The organism is Pseudomonas sp. 008 (assembly GCF_016861935.1).
Taxonomy (GTDB): Bacteria; Pseudomonadota; Gammaproteobacteria; order Pseudomonadales; family Pseudomonadaceae; genus Aquipseudomonas.
This window is the reverse complement of the sequence record NZ_BOMA01000018.1, coordinates 55,001-69,680: the sequence shown is the minus strand read 5'-3', so window position 1 is coordinate 69,680 and position 14,680 is coordinate 55,001. Positions and strand designations below refer to the sequence as shown.

Here is a 14,680-nt window from a genome sequence, read left to right as displayed (position 1 = left end):
ATAGTAATCCCATTTACCTTGATGGAGCGTTATGTTCGTCTGATCCAAAGAGAGTCGACATCATGCAACAACCTGCCTACCAACTGCTGGAAGTCGCCAACGGCAAGCCAATCAAACTCTGGACCGAAGGCGTGCCGGTTGAAAGCGAAGCCCGGCAGCAACTGATCAATACCGCGAAGATGCCGTTCATCTTCAAGCACCTAGCGGTGATGCCGGACGTGCACCTGGGCAAAGGCTCCACCATCGGCAGCGTGATCCCCACCGTGGGCGCGATCATTCCGGCGGCCGTGGGCGTGGACATCGGCTGCGGCATGATCGCCGCGCGCACCTCGCTGACCGCTGCCGACTTGCCGGACAACCTGCACGGCCTGCGCACTGCCATTGAAAAGGCCGTGCCCCATGGCCGCACGTTGAGCCATGGCCGCCGTGATGAAGGCGCCTGGGAGCGTGTTCCACAGCAGGCCGATCAGGCCTGGGCAGCGCTGAACCCACGGTTCAAGGCGATCACCGACAAGTACCCGAAACTCGCCAGCACCAACAACCGCCATCACCTGGGTACCCTCGGTACCGGTAACCACTTCATCGAGGTCTGCCTGGACGAGGCCAATCGCGTCTGGTTCATGCTGCACAGCGGTTCTCGCGGCGTTGGCAATGCCATCGGTACGCTGTTCATTCAATTGGCCCAGGCGGACATGCGCCAGCACATCGCCAACCTGCCGGACCGTGACCTGGCCTACTTCAAGGAAGGCAGCCGGCACTTCGATGACTACGTCGAAGCGGTGGGCTGGGCTCAGGACTTCGCCCGGCAGAACCGTGCCTTGATGATGCAAGCGGTGATTCACGCGGCGCGGCAGGTGATCCGCAAACCTTTCGAAGTTGCGCTGGAGGCTGTGAACTGCCACCACAATTACGTGCAGAAAGAGCGGCATTTCGGCGAAGACATCCTGGTCACCCGCAAAGGCGCGGTGTCGGCGAAGAAGGGCGAGCTGGGGATCATTCCCGGTTCCATGGGGGCCAAAAGCTTCATCGTTCGCGGCCTCGGCAACGAGCAATCGTTCTGTTCCTGCAGCCACGGCGCCGGTCGCACCATGAGCCGCACCAAAGCCAAGAACACCTTCACCGTCGCCGACCAGATCCGCGCGACCGCCCATGTGGAATGCCGCAAGGACGCGGCGGTCATCGATGAGATCCCGATGGCCTACAAGGACATCGACAAAGTCATGCACGCCCAGCGTGATCTGGTGGAAGTGCTGCACACGTTGCGACAGGTGGTGTGCGTGAAGGGGTAGGGATGGGAGGTATTCCGCTGGTCGGGAAAATCAACGGGAGTGGACAGCTCTGCTGTCGTATGGAGGTAGTGATCTATTCGCTGGGGCGAGGTATCTCAAATGACGGCGACTGATGATTTCAGACACCATGCGCATGAACTGATCGCGGACCTGGATGCGGCCACCACGGAAATGATGAAGTTGATTTCAGCCCATCAGTTCAGTGGGCCGGAATGGGAACGGGTCACGAAATGGCAGCATGAAGCGTACGAGCGGTGGATGAAGTATCTGAATGCGAGTTCGTATACCGATTCCGGCTCGGGGGTCGATCCGGGGCAGGGCGAGGCCTCTGTATAGGAGCCTCTGTATAAGAAAGCTCCTTTATAGCGGCGTAACCCCAGCGTTTGCTGGATGTCTGCCCAAGTACAGGCTACATTTCCCGTTTTTCAGGATAGAGAAGCATCATGCGGATGTTGATAGCGGGAGTAGCGGTGGCTGCGTTGGCGGGCTGTTCATTGCCCGCATCCCTGGTGCCCGGTGAGCCCAATGTCAGCAAATACAGCGATAAGGCGCCCAAGGAATATGCCGGGTGTGTATTGCCATTGTGGCGTCAGGAGATTGCGGGAACGACGCAAACCGCGATTTCCAATGGCTATCGGATTACTGCGCCGAGCGTCATCACAGCTGACGAAATTCTGGATATCGTGAAGTCGAAGGATGGCAGCCGGGTATCGCTTTACCAAGGGCCTCCATGGGCCAAGTCAGGAGCGTTGCGCCAGGCTGTTCGGGATTGTCTGTAACGGCTTCTTCAGTAGATGACTCAAAAATAGTGTGGATATTTAATGGGTTACGATATTTAGTAACTGGATAGTGAATCAAAATATCTTGTTACAGATCAATTGATTGGGTAGTATTGCCCCGCGTTCACCACCACGGTTTATGCATTTTTAAAGCCCAGGCGTCCATCAGCTGCCTGGGCTTTTTTTTGTCTGGCATTTATGGATGGCTTACAAGCACGCTGCCGGCAGAGCGCCAGCAGCGTCGGTGATGAGGTGGGTAAGCGCTATTGCTAAAACCAGTTGTTACCCGGCCGGATCAGCCTTGCGCCGATCACTGCCAGAAGGATTGCCAGTGTTTATAAGCCTTCTCTCGACCAGGACATTTCGCAGGGCCTGGCGTGCCGAAGGATCCAGTTGATGTTCTCTCTCCTTGAGTTCAAGCAAGATGGGGCTGGACCAGCCACGATAGGTTTGCTCGGTAATACGAGTAGGCGTCATCTATCTCTCCCTTGTGAGTCGCCCGACAACACAGTGGGCGAAGTCCTGTGCGATAAAAATCCTAGTCGAGGAAACGATTTGTCGCCAGCGATTGGCAGTGCCGACTGTCCTGCGCAACGTAGGTTGTTGGTGATTCGGGCGTAAACTGAAAAGGCTACCTCATCAAAAGGAGCCGCATATGATCGCCGACCAAACGATTAGACAGGCGTCGGAGCAAAGCACTGTTTGGGACCAATATTTCTGTGCTGCGCTGATTGCCGAAAGCCATCTGACGGCACCGGTGGTAGGAGAAACCACCCACGAAGACAGGCAAAACATGCTGATTCAAAGGGCCAAAGCGCTTGCCGACAAGATGCTTGAAAACAGAAGATAAAACGGAGCCCGGCCATTGCGCCGGGCTCTTCACTTATCGCCCCTTTGACAGGTCACCTGGCCAGGCTGTCACTTGGCGGCGCGATGGACTGATCCGGTTTTTTTGGGCGCTGAGTTCTTTGTTCGTGGATCGTCTACAGTTGGTAATTCATGGATACGGAGATCGAACATGAAGTGCTTAATTTGTCACGCTGTCTCTAACACTGTTCATGTGGCTGAAGACTGGTCAGAAGTTGCATGCTCGGCTGGATGTGGACGCTTCAGGGTCTCGGCCAACCTGATTAAAAGCATGAAGGGCAGGAACGAATCCTTTGACATCGAGCGCACAAGACAATGGCTCAAGATGTCCCGCAACGACGAGCCGGTGCCGTTGATATCCCGCTATGACTACAACGTTGCCTTGTTGCATCGCGACACCGGGGAGAAGTCGGTCATCGCGCCGAGTCGCTCCAGGCAACCGCTGACGTCGGATTAGATTCCGCCCGGTTGTAACGCCACCCTCGGTAGGCGCTGCCCAAGGCTGCGATCTTTTGATCTTCAGCGGTTCCTGAACGATCAAGAGATGCAGCAGCTGCCGAGCGACGCCTAACGTTCGACCGTCATGTAAAAACAAGCAACCTCCTTGGATCGCCCGTGTCGATATCAACATATCCGCGCTATTCGTCATCACACCTGTCCAGGTTGTCAGCGTTTATGGCGGGCTGAAAGCGGCTATAGCTGAATGTTCAGGAGGTGGTTATGAACTGTCCGCTGTGTGGCAATACCAATGCGCTGGAAGATCGTTCGTTCGGGGGAGGATTGCGCATTCATTGCGAACCGTGTGGTGGTTTCTATCGAATTTCATCGACCCTGCATGCCTTGGCTGAAGGAAAGTCTTATGACACCGAGCTCGCTCGAACCCGCCTGAAGAAGAAGCGTGAAACCGGCGAATTGGAGGATCAAGAGCCGGCGCTAGGCCCGGAAGACAAAGACCTACTCATTGAGCCGGGCTAACGTGTCGCGCAACGCGAATGCAGTTCAACGAAGGGTGCGTTGCGTGGGGAAGGGGCAGCGACTATTTACAGAAGGACTCGCCTGGCCTTGAAGCCGAATTTCCAACGGATTCCAGGTCAGGCGAGCGTGTCGGATCCATGGGGCTGTAATCCTGATGAACACTTGAACGGCTCATTATCCAATCGGTTAATGAGCCTGTGCCACGCCGCACAAAACAGTCGCGGCGGCGGACTGAGATCGTGTGCTGGCAATGTTTCCCAGCGATACGACGCCAACCAGACGCTTGTCTCGGTTAAGCACGGGCAGGCGACGGAGGTGGACGTCCGCCATGTTTCTAGCGACATGCTCGATGTCTTCATCCTCATAGCAATAGCGGATGCCGCCACTCATTATTTTACTGATAGGGGTTGTTCCGGTGAGTCCTTCGGCGACGGCTCTGATGGCGATGTCCCGGTCCGTGATCATGCCAATCAGGCGCTCTTGCTCTTCAACCATAATGGCGCCGCTATCGATCCTGGCCATCATGCTTGCAGCCTCCTGGATCGTCTGGCTTGGTTTGGCTGTTAAAACATCTTTCGTCATAACTTCCGAGATCTTCATGAAAAAGACTCCTTTTAAAGGGATGCTTCAGTGATTACTGACTGTCTATTTTTCGACTTGGAGGGGATGTACAGGGTTCAGAATGTTTTGTCTCCGCTCGTCATTGTTGCGAACCGGGATTCTCCAGCGCCGCTCATTGAGCGGCGTTTTCGTATTCGGGCGTTGCTCAAGGAGCAGCGCAACACCGCAAACGTGCGAGAGGGCAGGCGGCTTCGGATGGATGGTTGAGCTTGTAACTTGCTCGATACAAATATGAATCTGTATCATTTAGTTTCAATTTAAGGGTGCGAGGGAGTGCATTGCCCACATAAAAATAAGGTCCAGGTAATGCTCAAAATGCTACTCGTGTACGGTCATCTGATTGCCACCTGTATTGCTCTGGGGAGGGTGCTGCAGGCAGATCAAAAGCTATGGAGCTGGCGCAGGGATGTGTTGAGCCAGGTGCAACGTGAGTATCTCGACGAGACTCAAAAAATCGTCACGCTCGCGCTATTGGCTCTTTGGGGAAGTGGCTTGCTGCTGGTGCTCCAGGGTTACCTCTATGAGGGGACCACGTATCTGCTCAATCAAAAGCTCTGGGCCAAGGTGAGTGTCGTCGCACTGCTTAGCCTCAACGGCGCTTTGTTGCATCGGATCGGTTTCCCACTGCTGCAGAAGGCGCCCTTTGTCTTGTTACACAGCTGCGCCCGTAATCGCCTTGCACTGTTGGGTGCGCTCTCCATGAGTGGCTGGTTATTTGCCGCATTCCTGGGGGTGGCTCGAGCGTGGAATCACGTGCTGCCTTACTTGCATGTGATGGGGGCTTTTGCCGCGTTTTCGCTAGTGGCTTGTGCAGTGGCGTGGATAGTCGCCAGCACAGCAGGCGCTATGCATGATGAGTGGTCGCGCACTGGCAGTGAGTAAAACCTGATTATGCCGGACGCAGGCTGTTCAGGTTTATTCAGAATTGTGTTCGGGACACAGGGCGCAACTCTGGATAGAGTTCTCACCGCTCACCCAGCTTCGGCTCTTTACCAAGCACGGAGTGCTAGGCCTTGGTTGGGCGAGCCCCCATTTTTGATTGTTCTCGACAGAGAGAATGACGGCGCACGCGAAACCGTGCTCCCTTCAGGCACCGTCCCTGAGCAACTGGCTGAACGCCTCCAGCTCACTTTTTTCCACATCGGAAACCAGCACGAAGCGCATGTGATTGGTTTGCCAGGACACCACGTTAAAGCCACGAATCGTCTGGGTCTGCCGCGGCTTGTCTGCCTCCGGCACAGGCAGGATAAACACATTGATGATGTGTTTGGCCCTCCCGTAACTCAGGGCTGCCGTGGTCTGGTGTTGCAGATAATCCAGCCGCCCGCCCAGTAATGGAAACCCCTGCGCCGAGTAATCGAATACCGGCGGCGAGAAGTCGAGTTTGCCGGTGAACCAGGGCTTCACGGTGTGACGGTCGGAGGACACCACATCGTTCAAATGCTCGCCCATCAACGAGCGGACATGGCTGGAGACAGCCTCGTCCATCAGCGGTTGCTCGCTGCCCGGCGTCATCACATAAAGCACCGCTGCCAAGGCCAGCGCCGCCGTAGAAAACGTCGGAGCGAACCATTTCCGCCAGCGCTCGACGGCGCGAGTCGCGGGAACACCCGTGGCAAACACGCTGGCCGCTAACGATGCCGGCGCCGGGTAATATGGCGCCTGGCGCTTCACACTGACCTTCAGCAGTTTCACTTCATCATGCAGCCGCGAGCACTCGGCGCATGCGGCCAGATGCGCAGTCACATCCGCAGCCGTCGCAGGATCGAGTTCCTGATCCAGATAACCATGCAGCCGTGTCTGGCAAACCGTGCAGTCGAGTTCATTCATGATCGTGCAACTTCAGTAATTCGAGCTTGAGCATCGCGCGCCCCCGGGCCAGTCTCGACATGACGGTGCCGATGGGGATATCGACCACCAAAGCGATGTCCTTGTAAGGCATGTCTTCGAGTTCTTTCAGCACAATCACCTCACGAAACACCGGCGGCAGGGCACACAGCGCTTGCTGGATCAGCGCCGCGTTTTCCGTGTGAATAGCCAGCAATTCCGGGGTCTGGATGTGGCTCAGCGCCCCTTCGTCATCGCCAATGTCGTCATCGAAAGCAACCCAATGGCGCCCGGCCGAGGCTTTGAGCCAGGTGTAGCTTTCATTGCGCACGATGGTCAGAAACCAGGCCTTGGCGTTGCCATCGGCGAAACGCTGCAAAAACCTGAAGGCGCGCAGGGCGCTTTCCTGCACGACATCGCGGGCGGCGGCGTCGTTGCCAGTGAGCCAGCGCGCGAGGTTGTAAGCGGCGTCCAGATGGGGCGCAATCAGGTCCTCAAATCGCTTCATAGTGGCTTCCGCACTGTCACACCCCTATAACCGTGATGCGTGGTCTTTTATTCCCTGAAAAGAATTTGTTTTCCAATGCGGAATAAACACTCGTCCCGCAAGGTTTACCTCGTGTCAGCTACATCACTGTAGTCCGCTTGCGAGGACATACCGATGGACATTCAATCAACCCCCCCAGTGCACACCGACGACTTGCTGAACCCTGACCGCCGAACGCTGCTCAAGTGCTCGGCGTGGGCCGGGGCAGGGGTCATCTGGGCCCTGAGCGGCGGCATTCCCCGGGCCTTTGCGCTGGATGAGGCAGGCAACGTCGCCGACCCCAAGGCACTGGCCAGCACGTTTCACTTCGTGCAGATCAGCGACTCGCACATCGGCTTCAACAAGGAAGCCAACCCGGAGCCGGCAAAGACATTGCAGGTGGCGATCGACAAGGTCATCAAGCTGCCAAAACCGCCGTCGCTGATTCTGCATACCGGCGACATTACGCACCTGTCCAAGCCTGAGGAGTTCGACACGGCGGCACAGTTGCTCAAGGGCCTGCCTTCCACCGTGCATTACGTGCCAGGTGAACACGACACCCTCGATGAGGGCGGCGGCAAGCTTTACCTGGAGCGATACGGCAAGGGCACCAAAGGCAACGGCTGGTACAGCTTCGATGACCACGGGGTGCATTTCATCGCACTGGTAAACGTCTTCAACTTCCAGGCCGGTCACGAAGCCACCCTTGGGGCCGATCAACTGGCCTGGCTGGCCGATGATTTGCGGGCAGTGAAGACCAGTACACCCATCGTCGTGTTTACCCACATTCCGCTGTGGACGATTTATCAGCCGTGGGGCTGGGGCACCGAGGATGGTGATCAGGCGATTGCGATGCTGCGCAAGTACGGTTCAGTGACGGTATTGAACGGGCACATCCATCAGGTTATCCAGAAAGTCGAAGGCAACATCACCTTCCACACCGCCCGTGGCACGGCTTACCCACAACCTGCACCGGGTGCGGCGCCGGCACCGGGGCCGATGACGGTGGCCGCCGATCAATTGCGCAATTATCTGGGGATCACCGATGTGCGAGCGACACAGGGCGATCATCCGCTGGCGCTGATTGATTCGACACTGGTCTAGGGGAGGGCGGTCAGATGAAAACGCGACTGTTGGCGGTGGTGTGCCTGATGCTGTCGATGCCGGCGTGGGCTCAGGAGGTGAAGATCGATATCAAGGAGTTCATGTTTGCACCCAAGGATTTGACCGTGGCCGTGGGCACCAAAGTGACGTGGGTGAATGACGACCAGATTCCGCACACGGTGGCAGAAACCCACAAGGTGTTTCGCTCGGGGGCGCTGGATACGAATGACAGTTTTTCCTGGGTGTTCAATACGCCGGGAGAGTTCGAGTATTTTTGTGCGCTGCACCCGCAGATGATCGGGAAGATTGTAGTCACCCAGTAAACAAAGGGCGCTGGAGGGTTAAAAGACCGCAGCCCTCGACTGTTCCGACGTCTGCCGGCTCACTCAGCAGGTATCCCCAGAAATGACAAAGCCCCGAATAATCGGGGCTTTGTCGTACGGAATCTGCTGGCGGTACAGTTCAAGGAAGAGCCGCTTATTTCGTAGTTGGCTGCTTCGTACTGTCGCCCGCGTTGGCAGTCGTCACCCAATTACGCGTCTTTGGCGCCAATAATCGCTCGATGGCGCCACTCACCATGTTTTCCATCAAATTATCGCGCTCTTGTTCATCCAGCGAATAGTGCATCAGCCAACTGGGCGCGCTGTTGAGCAAGGCTGCAATGGCTCGACCTGCGGCCCGTTGCGCCGGTTCGCTCACGCGGGGTTTGGCTCCGAGCATCAGCAGCAATTTGCGTTCGTATTGCTCGCGCAAGTGGCGAACCTGTTCCTGCTGCTCCTCGTTGAGGCAGCCACTGTCGCGCTCCGCCAGTCGAAAATGCCAGGGCATTTCCTGGTGCAGATTTTGGTGGGCGCGGATCAGGCTGTTGAGCCTGTCGCGTTTTGCCGGCGCCTGTTGCTCAAGGCGCCCCAAGGTTGCCAATAGCTCCTCGTAGAACTCCTCGATCAAGTCGAGCAGCAAGTGCTGTTTGCTGGGGTAATGGTGATACAACGAGCCTGGAGTGAGCCCCAGGCTCGTCGCCAGCTCACGCATGCCGACCTGACCGAAACCCTTGCTGGCAAACAGCTCCAGCACCTTGCCCCGGTACTCGGCAAACCGTGAGCAACGCTCAGGCATAGGCATGGAAGCCACGTCCCGTTTTGCGCCCCAGGTAACCAGCGGCGACCATTTCCTTGAGCAGCGGTGCAGGGCGATATTTGCTGTCATTGAAGCCGTCGTAAAACGCTTCAAGAATGGCCAGCACCGTGTCCAGACCGATCAGATCCGCCAGAGCCAGCGGCCCGATCGGCTGGTTGCAACCCAGGCGCATGCCGGCGTCGATGTCTTCGGCGCTGGCCAGGCCTTCCTGAAACACCAGGATCGCTTCATTGATCATCGGCACCAGAATCCGGTTGACCACGAATCCCGGACGGTTGCCCGCGGTGATCGCGGTCTTGCCGAGGGTCTTTGCCATGTCCAACGCCAGGGCGTGAGTAGCATCGCTGGTTTGCAGGCCACGAATCACTTCGATCAGGCCCATCACCGGCACCGGGTTGAAAAAGTGCAGGCCGATGAAACGCTCAGGCTGGCTCACGCTGGCTGCCAGTTGGGTAATGGACAGCGACGACGTGTTGGAAGCGATCACGCACTCGGCGCTGACCTGCGCGGCGATCTGTTGCAACACGCGCAGTTTCAGATCGAGGTTTTCGGTGGCGGCTTCGATCACCAGTTGCGCGTTCAGCAGGCTGCCGTAATCAGTGCTGGTGCGAATCTTGTCGAGGGCAGCGAGCTTTTGCTCAAGCGTGAGCGTGTCTTTGGCGATCTGGCGATCGAGATTTTTATCGACGGTCGCGATTGCCTTTTGCAGAGCACTCTCGGAAATGTCGATCAAGGTTACGTTGAAGCCGGCCAAGGCGCAGACTTGCGCGATGCCATTGCCCATGGTGCCGGCGCCGATAACGCCAATATTCTGTAGGTTCATGCGTATGTCCCTGTGATCAAACCCGTTCGAACAACACGGCGATGCCTTGGCCGCCACCGATGCACATGGTCGCCAGGGCATAACGGCCCTGACAGCGGTGCAGTTCATGAATGGCTTTGGTGGCGATGATCGCGCCAGTGGCGCCCACCGGATGGCCCAGCGAGATGCCCGAACCGTTGGGGTTGACCTTCTGCGGATCGAAGCCCAGCTCTTGCGCTACGGCACAGGCCTGGGCGGCGAAGGCTTCGTTGGACTCGATCACGTCAAGGTCGGCAACGGTCAGGCCGGCACGCTTGAGCACCAAACGGGTGGCGGGAATCGGTCCCAGCCCCATCATTGAGGGCTCAACGCCTGCGTGGGCATAACCCACCAGTCGAGCCATGGGCTTGAGGCCCTGTTCCTGAACAGTTTGACCGGTGGCCATGATCAGTGCGCCGGCACCATCATTGAGACCAGACGCGTTGCCGGCGGTGACGGTACCGTCCTTTTTGAACGCCGGTTTCATGCGGCTCAATTGCTCGACGTTGACCTCAGCCCGTACATGCTCATCCGTCGCAAACGAAACCGTCCCTTTGCGGGTCGCGACTTCAATCGGCACGATCTGCCCGGAAAAACGCCCCTCGGCAATCGCCCGGGCAGCACGCTGTTGGCTGAGAAGCGCCAACTCATCCTGGACCTGACGTGTGATGCCATAGTGCTCGGCGATATTTTCAGCGGTGATCCCCATATGGAAACCGGCAAACGGGTCTTGCAGTACTCCAAGCATGTAATCGATGGCCTGCATGTCGCCCATTCGTGCACCCCAACGTGCCTGCGGCAACAGGTATGCGCCTCGGCTCATGGACTCGACGCCACCCGCCAGCGCAGCGCCCGCATCCCCCAGCATCAAACTTTGCGCGGCACTGACAATCGCTTGTAAACCCGAACCGCAAAGACGGTTGACGTTGAAGGCCGGGGTCTCTTTCGGCAGACCGGCATTCATCGCTACGACCCGGGAGATGTAGGCATCGCGTGCCTCGGTCGGGATCACATGTCCCATCACCGCATGACCGATGTGCTCGGGCGCCAGGCCAGATCGTTCGATAGCAGCGCGGCAAACATCGGTTGCCAACTGAATAGGCGGTACATCCTTGAGTGAACCGCCAAAGCTGCCGATGGCAGAGCGGACAGCGCTCACTACAAAAATATCGGAATGGTTCATGTTGGCTCTCTTGAACAGGTCTTTTTTGTTGAGCACGAGTCTAGAATCAGCAGCGCCGCTGGCCTATGCCAAAACTGTTCAAGGGTGATGGCGTTTTTTGCCATGTTCAGATGTAACGAGAGAGGCATTCAAATGCGGGAAACGGATTCGGTGGCGGTTTACTTCATGTATCCCATGATCCATGCGTTGCGTGAGAAGCCGCAGCGTCTGCGGTCACTCCTTGAACAGGTGGGAATTGATCCGGCACTGATGGATCAGCCGACAGCACGGGTGCCGGCCACGGCTTTCGCCGCGTTGTGGCTGGCGCAGATTCGTGAGTTGAACGATGAATTTTTCCAGTTGGACTCCCATGGTATGCCGCCGGGCAGTTTTGCCTTGATCTGTCGGGCATTGATTCAGGAGCCGACGCTGGAAAAAGCCATGCGTCAGTGCCTGGCCAATTTCGCCTTGTTCCTGCGTGATTTTCGCGGCACGTTGAGTGTGCGTGGCAAGCGTGCGGTCATCAGCTTGCAGACCCGCTCGCAGAACAGCGAGGTCAGCCGGCTGGGCGAAGAAACGTTTCTGGTGTTGATGATCAGTCTGCTGTGTTGGCTGGGCGGGCGGCGAATTCCCATCGATCGTGCGGACTTTCGTCATCAGCGTTTGTCGCTGCGTGATGACGCCTTGCTCTGGGGCCCCAACCTGACCTTTGGCACCGAACACACCGAAATCGAGTTCGCCAGTCACTACTTGCGGCTGCCGGTGGTTCAGGACCTTGCCTCGCTGAAAGTGTTTTTGCGCACCGCACCGCAATGGCTGGTGATCCGCTTCCGCAACCAGCATGGGCTGGCATCGCAGGTTCATCAGCGCCTGCGCCATAGCCATTACAGCGAATGGCCGACCTTGCAGGACTTCGCCCTGGAACAGCATCTGAGCCCCAGTACCTTTCGCCGGAAACTGGGACGTGAAGGCTGTTCGTATCAGGAAATCAAGGATGAAGTGCGGCGCGGGGTGGCGTTTGAACGGTTGCGCCAGACTAAGGCGAACATCAGCGATATTGCCGAACAGTTGGGGTTTCAGGAGCCGAGTGCGTTTCACCGCGCCTTCAAAAAATGGACGGGGGAGAGCCCGGGGCAATACCGTTTGCGGTTTCAAGGTCGTGATGATTGACCCATCCGGGCAGTCTTTTTGTGGTCTGTTTAGTTCGAGACGTGTTGAGCATTTCGCTCGGATATCTACTCGGCTGCACTCATCCGTGCCGTACGCATCGGGGTGATCTGCGCGAGGTCGTCACCTCTGGCTCTGCCTGCGCCGGTCTCTGCCCGGCGTACTCAGTGGTTGGCCTGATTACCGGTCAGGTGCCTGCTTTGCTACAGATCACACTCCGATGCGCTCTCATTGAGAGGGGCGGGCAGTTATCGTCAGGCTGACGTGACGCTGGTTGTCATGCTCGCACGAAATGCGCGATTTCAGAGGTGGGTGATGGAAAGGTCGCTGATGATGCAGACCGAACCGTCTTGCGGGTCAGTGGTGTCGGAGTAATCGATCTGGTTGTACACACCGCCGTGGAAGGCGAGAGTTTTCGTGTCCCAGGTGTTGTCGAGGCGCATGATTGCAGAGGTGGATTTGACGCCATTACAGCTCGCCGAGACGGATACAGCGCCGCTCGAATTGGCGTGAATGTTGATTTTGAAAAGTGCACCGAGTGGCACGTCTTCCAGAATCGTCGTGTTCACCGGGTCTTCCTGGAGATAGCTCGATCGAAATCCCATCGTGATTCGGCCTTTGTTCCAAAACACTTTTACAGGTGGCCTTTCCGAACCCTGAACATGAATCTGGCTGATCACAACCTTCTGCAGCGAGTTGACCTTCGTGACTCGCATTTCTTGTCGGTTCCAGTGGTCAGCAGCGCTGGCGAACAACCAATAGCCTGGCTCTTTCCACTCGCAGCGCGTCCGCAGGGTGCTCTTGCTCGAAGCACCGAGCGTCGGCGCCGTCATTTGCAGCGAGCCATCTGGAAGCATCGAAACAACTTCCGGGCATTCAAGCAGTGCCCGCCAGCCGATCAATTCAAGCGCGATCGGGTTGGTGTCGGAGATTGGAAGCGGTGTAGCGATTGTGTAGTTGCTGATGTCTACGGTCATGGTCATTTCCCTATTTCATTTGATGTCACCCTTTGCTCAGTTGAGCCTTACTTTTGGTGCTGCTGGGCCTGTGATGCGTTGGCTTGAATTAAAATATAGGTATTCCCGTAATTCGTGTCAATGGGTATTCCCATAATTCCGCCGCCCCCACATTCTTATGGTGAGAGGGGGTCTGTATTTGGTGAGATTGGATGCGCTGAAATTCTTCTTGGGAGTGCAGCCACGCGCAGTACGACGAACGCCTCAAGCTCGCCCAGGCATCGAGGAACGGCGTTCAGCAGCGCGTGTATTTGATCTATTTTGCTAAGACTGCACGTTGGAGCCAATTCCGACTTTCTGCTTTGGTGCAGCGTATCGAATCCATGCGCCGGATAAGTGCTTGGGATTTCGAAGGGTCAAAAGGCTTGAAAGCAGCAGAAAACCCGTTCAAGCCGGCAATATCCTGCATTTCAAAATAAAGCAGGTCGCTGAGATATTCGCATTGCTCCAGCCGATCAGCCTCAGTGGTGGGCATCGGCGCCGAGTCAATTTGCTTCTCGAATTCCGTTTTTTCCTTCGGTGCGCTGCTGCAGCCCGAAAGGAGTGCTGCCAGCAAAAGGCCGGCAATCTGTGGCAGGCGTACCTTCACTTCCATTTGAAATGCCATTCCTTCAACGCGAATACATCGCCCACCAGAACACATGCCCCAGAATCGAAATCTGCTGCTCCTGGATTTGCTGGAACGTGTAGTCCTCGTCCGGATGCTCGTCTCGGTTAAAGCTTCGCAGGCGAATTCCGGTGGGCGTGCGGTATACCTGTTTGACCCTTAGCTGGCCGTGGTGGTTGATCGCGTACATCTCGCCGTCGACGATATCGCTCAACGTGTTCTTGCCGACGTTGACGCCAACCGTGGCACCGTCGCGCAGCACCGGCAGCATGCTGTTGCCGCTCACCGCGACGCACTTCGCGTTGCTGAACTGAACGTTGTTGTGGCGAAGGTCTTTCTTAAAGAAGCGCAGCCTGGCGCTGGCGCTTTCGGCAATCGCGAATCGGCCGGAGCCCGCTGCTAACTCCACTTCCTGGAGAAATGGCACGTAAACCTCGTCGTCATCGAGCGGGGTTTCGTCATCCCATGCCTCAATGTCTGACATTGCCACGTTTGGTTGAGTGCGCTCAGCGGCTACTGCAACACCTTTAAGCATGTCGCCACTGCCTTCAGCGAGCCACATAGGGGAGACACCACAGACCGAAGCAATCTGAGCAGCAAAGGCCGTTGCCTTCGATTTGCCGCGCTCAAGGTCGGAAATTGATGTCTGCGTGAGGCCGGCGCGCTCGGCAAGCTCGGTCTGGTTCAGACCGGCATGGCGACGGGCGATTTTGAGTCTTTCTTTAAATTCCATCCGCGAAGTATTACGGGCGCTCCCATACT

The 14,680-nt window shown here is 56.9% G+C and carries 20 protein-coding genes; 10 read left to right on the top strand and 10 right to left on the bottom strand.

The window, feature by feature from the left end:
- Positions 1-62 precede the first annotated feature (62 nt).
- The 3 genes from JUI81_RS28585 to JUI81_RS28575 all read left to right on the top strand — a co-directional run bounded on the left by JUI81_RS28585 (position 63) and on the right by JUI81_RS28575 (position 2,068).
- Entirely contained in the window at positions 63-1,289 is a 1,227-nt protein-coding gene (locus tag JUI81_RS28585) for an RtcB family protein (protein ID WP_204125491.1), read from the top strand.
- A gap of 99 nt (positions 1,290-1,388) precedes the next feature.
- Entirely contained in the window at positions 1,389-1,625 is a 237-nt protein-coding gene (locus tag JUI81_RS28580) for a hypothetical protein (RefSeq protein WP_028940999.1), read from the top strand.
- Positions 1,626-1,732: 107 nt separating this feature from the next.
- A complete protein-coding gene (locus tag JUI81_RS28575; protein ID WP_018927983.1) occupies positions 1,733-2,068 on the top strand; it encodes a hypothetical protein in 336 nt (111 codons plus the stop codon).
- Between the two features lie 282 nt (positions 2,069-2,350).
- On the opposite strand, the gene JUI81_RS28570 is transcribed toward JUI81_RS28575, so the two are convergent.
- On the bottom strand, positions 2,351-2,545 hold the full coding sequence (locus tag JUI81_RS28570; protein WP_081625797.1) for a hypothetical protein: 195 nt from the start codon (positions 2,543-2,545) through the stop codon (positions 2,351-2,353).
- Positions 2,546-2,723: 178 nt separating this feature from the next.
- On the opposite strand from JUI81_RS28570, the gene JUI81_RS28565 reads away from it, so the two are divergent.
- The 3 genes from JUI81_RS28565 (at position 2,724) to JUI81_RS28555 (ending at position 3,910) form a co-directional block, all read left to right on the top strand.
- Positions 2,724-2,918 carry a hypothetical protein gene (locus JUI81_RS28565; RefSeq protein WP_018927982.1) on the top strand — a complete coding sequence of 65 codons (195 nt, stop codon included), beginning with the start codon at positions 2,724-2,726 and terminating at the stop codon, positions 2,916-2,918.
- Between the two features lie 288 nt (positions 2,919-3,206).
- Positions 3,207-3,392 carry a hypothetical protein gene (locus JUI81_RS28560; RefSeq protein WP_172901198.1) on the top strand — a complete coding sequence of 62 codons (186 nt, stop codon included), beginning with the start codon at positions 3,207-3,209 and terminating at the stop codon, positions 3,390-3,392.
- A 263-nt stretch (positions 3,393-3,655) separates the two neighbouring features.
- Entirely contained in the window at positions 3,656-3,910 is a 255-nt protein-coding gene (locus tag JUI81_RS28555; protein WP_204125490.1) for a hypothetical protein, read from the top strand.
- 186 nt (positions 3,911-4,096) lie between these two features.
- On the opposite strand, the gene JUI81_RS28550 is transcribed toward JUI81_RS28555, so the two are convergent.
- Positions 4,097-4,510, bottom strand: a complete 414-nt coding sequence (locus tag JUI81_RS28550) for a CBS domain-containing protein (RefSeq protein ID WP_018927979.1) — start codon at positions 4,508-4,510, stop codon at positions 4,097-4,099.
- 327 nt (positions 4,511-4,837) lie between these two features.
- Here JUI81_RS28550 and JUI81_RS28545 point away from each other — a divergent pair, with 327 nt between their 5' ends.
- The gene (locus JUI81_RS28545) at positions 4,838-5,413 is read left to right on the top strand and encodes a hypothetical protein (RefSeq protein ID WP_204125489.1); all 576 of its coding nucleotides are present in this window, start codon (positions 4,838-4,840) and stop codon (positions 5,411-5,413) included.
- A 204-nt stretch (positions 5,414-5,617) separates the two neighbouring features.
- Here the strand turns inward: JUI81_RS28545 and JUI81_RS28540 are convergent, their stop codons facing one another.
- Together JUI81_RS28540 and JUI81_RS28535 are read right to left on the bottom strand one after the other, a co-directional pair.
- Positions 5,618-6,361 (bottom strand): anti-sigma factor, encoded by a 744-nt coding sequence (locus tag JUI81_RS28540; protein ID WP_204125488.1) that lies wholly within the window; start codon positions 6,359-6,361, stop codon positions 5,618-5,620.
- The gene (locus tag JUI81_RS28535; RefSeq protein ID WP_204125487.1) at positions 6,354-6,866 is read right to left on the bottom strand and encodes a sigma-70 family RNA polymerase sigma factor; all 513 of its coding nucleotides are present in this window, start codon (positions 6,864-6,866) and stop codon (positions 6,354-6,356) included. The genes JUI81_RS28540 and JUI81_RS28535 overlap by 8 nt, the downstream gene beginning before the upstream one ends.
- Before the next feature lie 153 nt (positions 6,867-7,019).
- Here JUI81_RS28535 and JUI81_RS28530 point away from each other — a divergent pair, with 153 nt between their 5' ends.
- Together JUI81_RS28530 and JUI81_RS28525 are read left to right on the top strand one after the other, a co-directional pair.
- Positions 7,020-7,988 carry a metallophosphoesterase gene (locus tag JUI81_RS28530; RefSeq protein WP_019582779.1) on the top strand — a complete coding sequence of 323 codons (969 nt, stop codon included), beginning with the start codon at positions 7,020-7,022 and terminating at the stop codon, positions 7,986-7,988.
- Positions 7,989-8,002: 14 nt separating this feature from the next.
- Positions 8,003-8,311: a cupredoxin family copper-binding protein gene (locus tag JUI81_RS28525; protein ID WP_007941931.1), complete on the top strand. Its 309-nt coding sequence runs from the start codon at positions 8,003-8,005 to the stop codon at positions 8,309-8,311.
- Between the two features lie 154 nt (positions 8,312-8,465).
- Here JUI81_RS28525 and JUI81_RS28520 read toward each other — a convergent pair whose 3' ends face one another.
- From JUI81_RS28520 to JUI81_RS28510, 3 genes are read right to left on the bottom strand one after another with little or no spacing between them, the layout of a single operon-like run.
- Positions 8,466-9,110: a TetR/AcrR family transcriptional regulator gene (locus JUI81_RS28520; RefSeq protein WP_050438322.1), complete on the bottom strand. Its 645-nt coding sequence runs from the start codon at positions 9,108-9,110 to the stop codon at positions 8,466-8,468.
- Positions 9,097-9,948 carry a 3-hydroxybutyryl-CoA dehydrogenase gene (locus JUI81_RS28515; RefSeq protein ID WP_028940995.1) on the bottom strand — a complete coding sequence of 284 codons (852 nt, stop codon included), beginning with the start codon at positions 9,946-9,948 and terminating at the stop codon, positions 9,097-9,099. Before JUI81_RS28515 ends, JUI81_RS28520 begins: the two co-directional genes overlap by 14 nt.
- Positions 9,949-9,964: 16 nt before the next feature.
- Positions 9,965-11,149, bottom strand: coding sequence for an acetyl-CoA C-acyltransferase family protein (locus JUI81_RS28510; protein ID WP_204125486.1), 1,185 nt, complete (start codon positions 11,147-11,149; stop codon positions 9,965-9,967).
- A 132-nt stretch (positions 11,150-11,281) separates the two neighbouring features.
- Here JUI81_RS28510 and JUI81_RS28505 point away from each other — a divergent pair, with 132 nt between their 5' ends.
- Positions 11,282-12,298 (top strand): AraC family transcriptional regulator, encoded by a 1,017-nt coding sequence (locus JUI81_RS28505; RefSeq protein WP_019582775.1) that lies wholly within the window; start codon positions 11,282-11,284, stop codon positions 12,296-12,298.
- 299 nt (positions 12,299-12,597) lie between these two features.
- Here JUI81_RS28505 and JUI81_RS28500 read toward each other — a convergent pair whose 3' ends face one another.
- The 3 genes from JUI81_RS28500 to JUI81_RS28490 form a co-directional block, all read right to left on the bottom strand.
- Positions 12,598-13,272: a polysaccharide lyase family 7 protein gene (locus JUI81_RS28500; protein WP_026286569.1), complete on the bottom strand. Its 675-nt coding sequence runs from the start codon at positions 13,270-13,272 to the stop codon at positions 12,598-12,600.
- A gap of 295 nt (positions 13,273-13,567) precedes the next feature.
- Positions 13,568-13,906 (bottom strand): hypothetical protein, encoded by a 339-nt coding sequence (locus JUI81_RS28495; RefSeq protein WP_019582774.1) that lies wholly within the window; start codon positions 13,904-13,906, stop codon positions 13,568-13,570.
- A gap of 16 nt (positions 13,907-13,922) precedes the next feature.
- The gene (locus tag JUI81_RS28490; RefSeq protein ID WP_019582773.1) at positions 13,923-14,651 is read right to left on the bottom strand and encodes a helix-turn-helix transcriptional regulator; all 729 of its coding nucleotides are present in this window, start codon (positions 14,649-14,651) and stop codon (positions 13,923-13,925) included.
- Positions 14,652-14,680: the final 29 nt, after the last annotated feature.

Excerpts from the sequence above, each read along its gene's own strand:
- JUI81_RS28585 (WP_204125491.1), top strand. The coding sequence starts at position 63 with ATGCAACAACCTGCCTACCAACTGCTGGAAGTCGCCAACGGCAAGCCA.
- JUI81_RS28520 (WP_050438322.1), bottom strand. The coding sequence starts at position 9,110 with ATGCCTATGCCTGAGCGTTGCTCACGGTTTGCCGAGTACCGGGGCAAG.
- JUI81_RS28495 (WP_019582774.1), bottom strand. The coding sequence starts at position 13,906 with ATGGAAGTGAAGGTACGCCTGCCACAGATTGCCGGCCTTTTGCTGGCA.
- JUI81_RS28580 (WP_028940999.1), top strand. The coding sequence starts at position 1,389 with ATGACGGCGACTGATGATTTCAGACACCATGCGCATGAACTGATCGCG.
- JUI81_RS28490 (WP_019582773.1), bottom strand. The coding sequence starts at position 14,651 with ATGGAATTTAAAGAAAGACTCAAAATCGCCCGTCGCCATGCCGGTCTG.
- JUI81_RS28570 (WP_081625797.1), bottom strand. The coding sequence starts at position 2,545 with ATGACGCCTACTCGTATTACCGAGCAAACCTATCGTGGCTGGTCCAGC.
- JUI81_RS28550 (WP_018927979.1), bottom strand. The coding sequence starts at position 4,510 with ATGAAGATCTCGGAAGTTATGACGAAAGATGTTTTAACAGCCAAACCA.
- JUI81_RS28560 (WP_172901198.1), top strand. The coding sequence starts at position 3,207 with ATGAAGGGCAGGAACGAATCCTTTGACATCGAGCGCACAAGACAATGG.
- JUI81_RS28565 (WP_018927982.1), top strand. The coding sequence starts at position 2,724 with ATGATCGCCGACCAAACGATTAGACAGGCGTCGGAGCAAAGCACTGTT.
- JUI81_RS28510 (WP_204125486.1), bottom strand. The coding sequence starts at position 11,149 with ATGAACCATTCCGATATTTTTGTAGTGAGCGCTGTCCGCTCTGCCATC.
- JUI81_RS28575 (WP_018927983.1), top strand. The coding sequence starts at position 1,733 with ATGCGGATGTTGATAGCGGGAGTAGCGGTGGCTGCGTTGGCGGGCTGT.
- JUI81_RS28540 (WP_204125488.1), bottom strand. The coding sequence starts at position 6,361 with ATGAATGAACTCGACTGCACGGTTTGCCAGACACGGCTGCATGGTTAT.
- JUI81_RS28525 (WP_007941931.1), top strand. The coding sequence starts at position 8,003 with ATGAAAACGCGACTGTTGGCGGTGGTGTGCCTGATGCTGTCGATGCCG.
- JUI81_RS28535 (WP_204125487.1), bottom strand. The coding sequence starts at position 6,866 with ATGAAGCGATTTGAGGACCTGATTGCGCCCCATCTGGACGCCGCTTAC.
- JUI81_RS28505 (WP_019582775.1), top strand. The coding sequence starts at position 11,282 with ATGCGGGAAACGGATTCGGTGGCGGTTTACTTCATGTATCCCATGATC.
- JUI81_RS28500 (WP_026286569.1), bottom strand. The coding sequence starts at position 13,272 with ATGACCGTAGACATCAGCAACTACACAATCGCTACACCGCTTCCAATC.
- JUI81_RS28555 (WP_204125490.1), top strand. The coding sequence starts at position 3,656 with ATGAACTGTCCGCTGTGTGGCAATACCAATGCGCTGGAAGATCGTTCG.
- JUI81_RS28515 (WP_028940995.1), bottom strand. The coding sequence starts at position 9,948 with ATGAACCTACAGAATATTGGCGTTATCGGCGCCGGCACCATGGGCAAT.
- JUI81_RS28545 (WP_204125489.1), top strand. The coding sequence starts at position 4,838 with ATGCTCAAAATGCTACTCGTGTACGGTCATCTGATTGCCACCTGTATT.
- JUI81_RS28530 (WP_019582779.1), top strand. The coding sequence starts at position 7,020 with ATGGACATTCAATCAACCCCCCCAGTGCACACCGACGACTTGCTGAAC.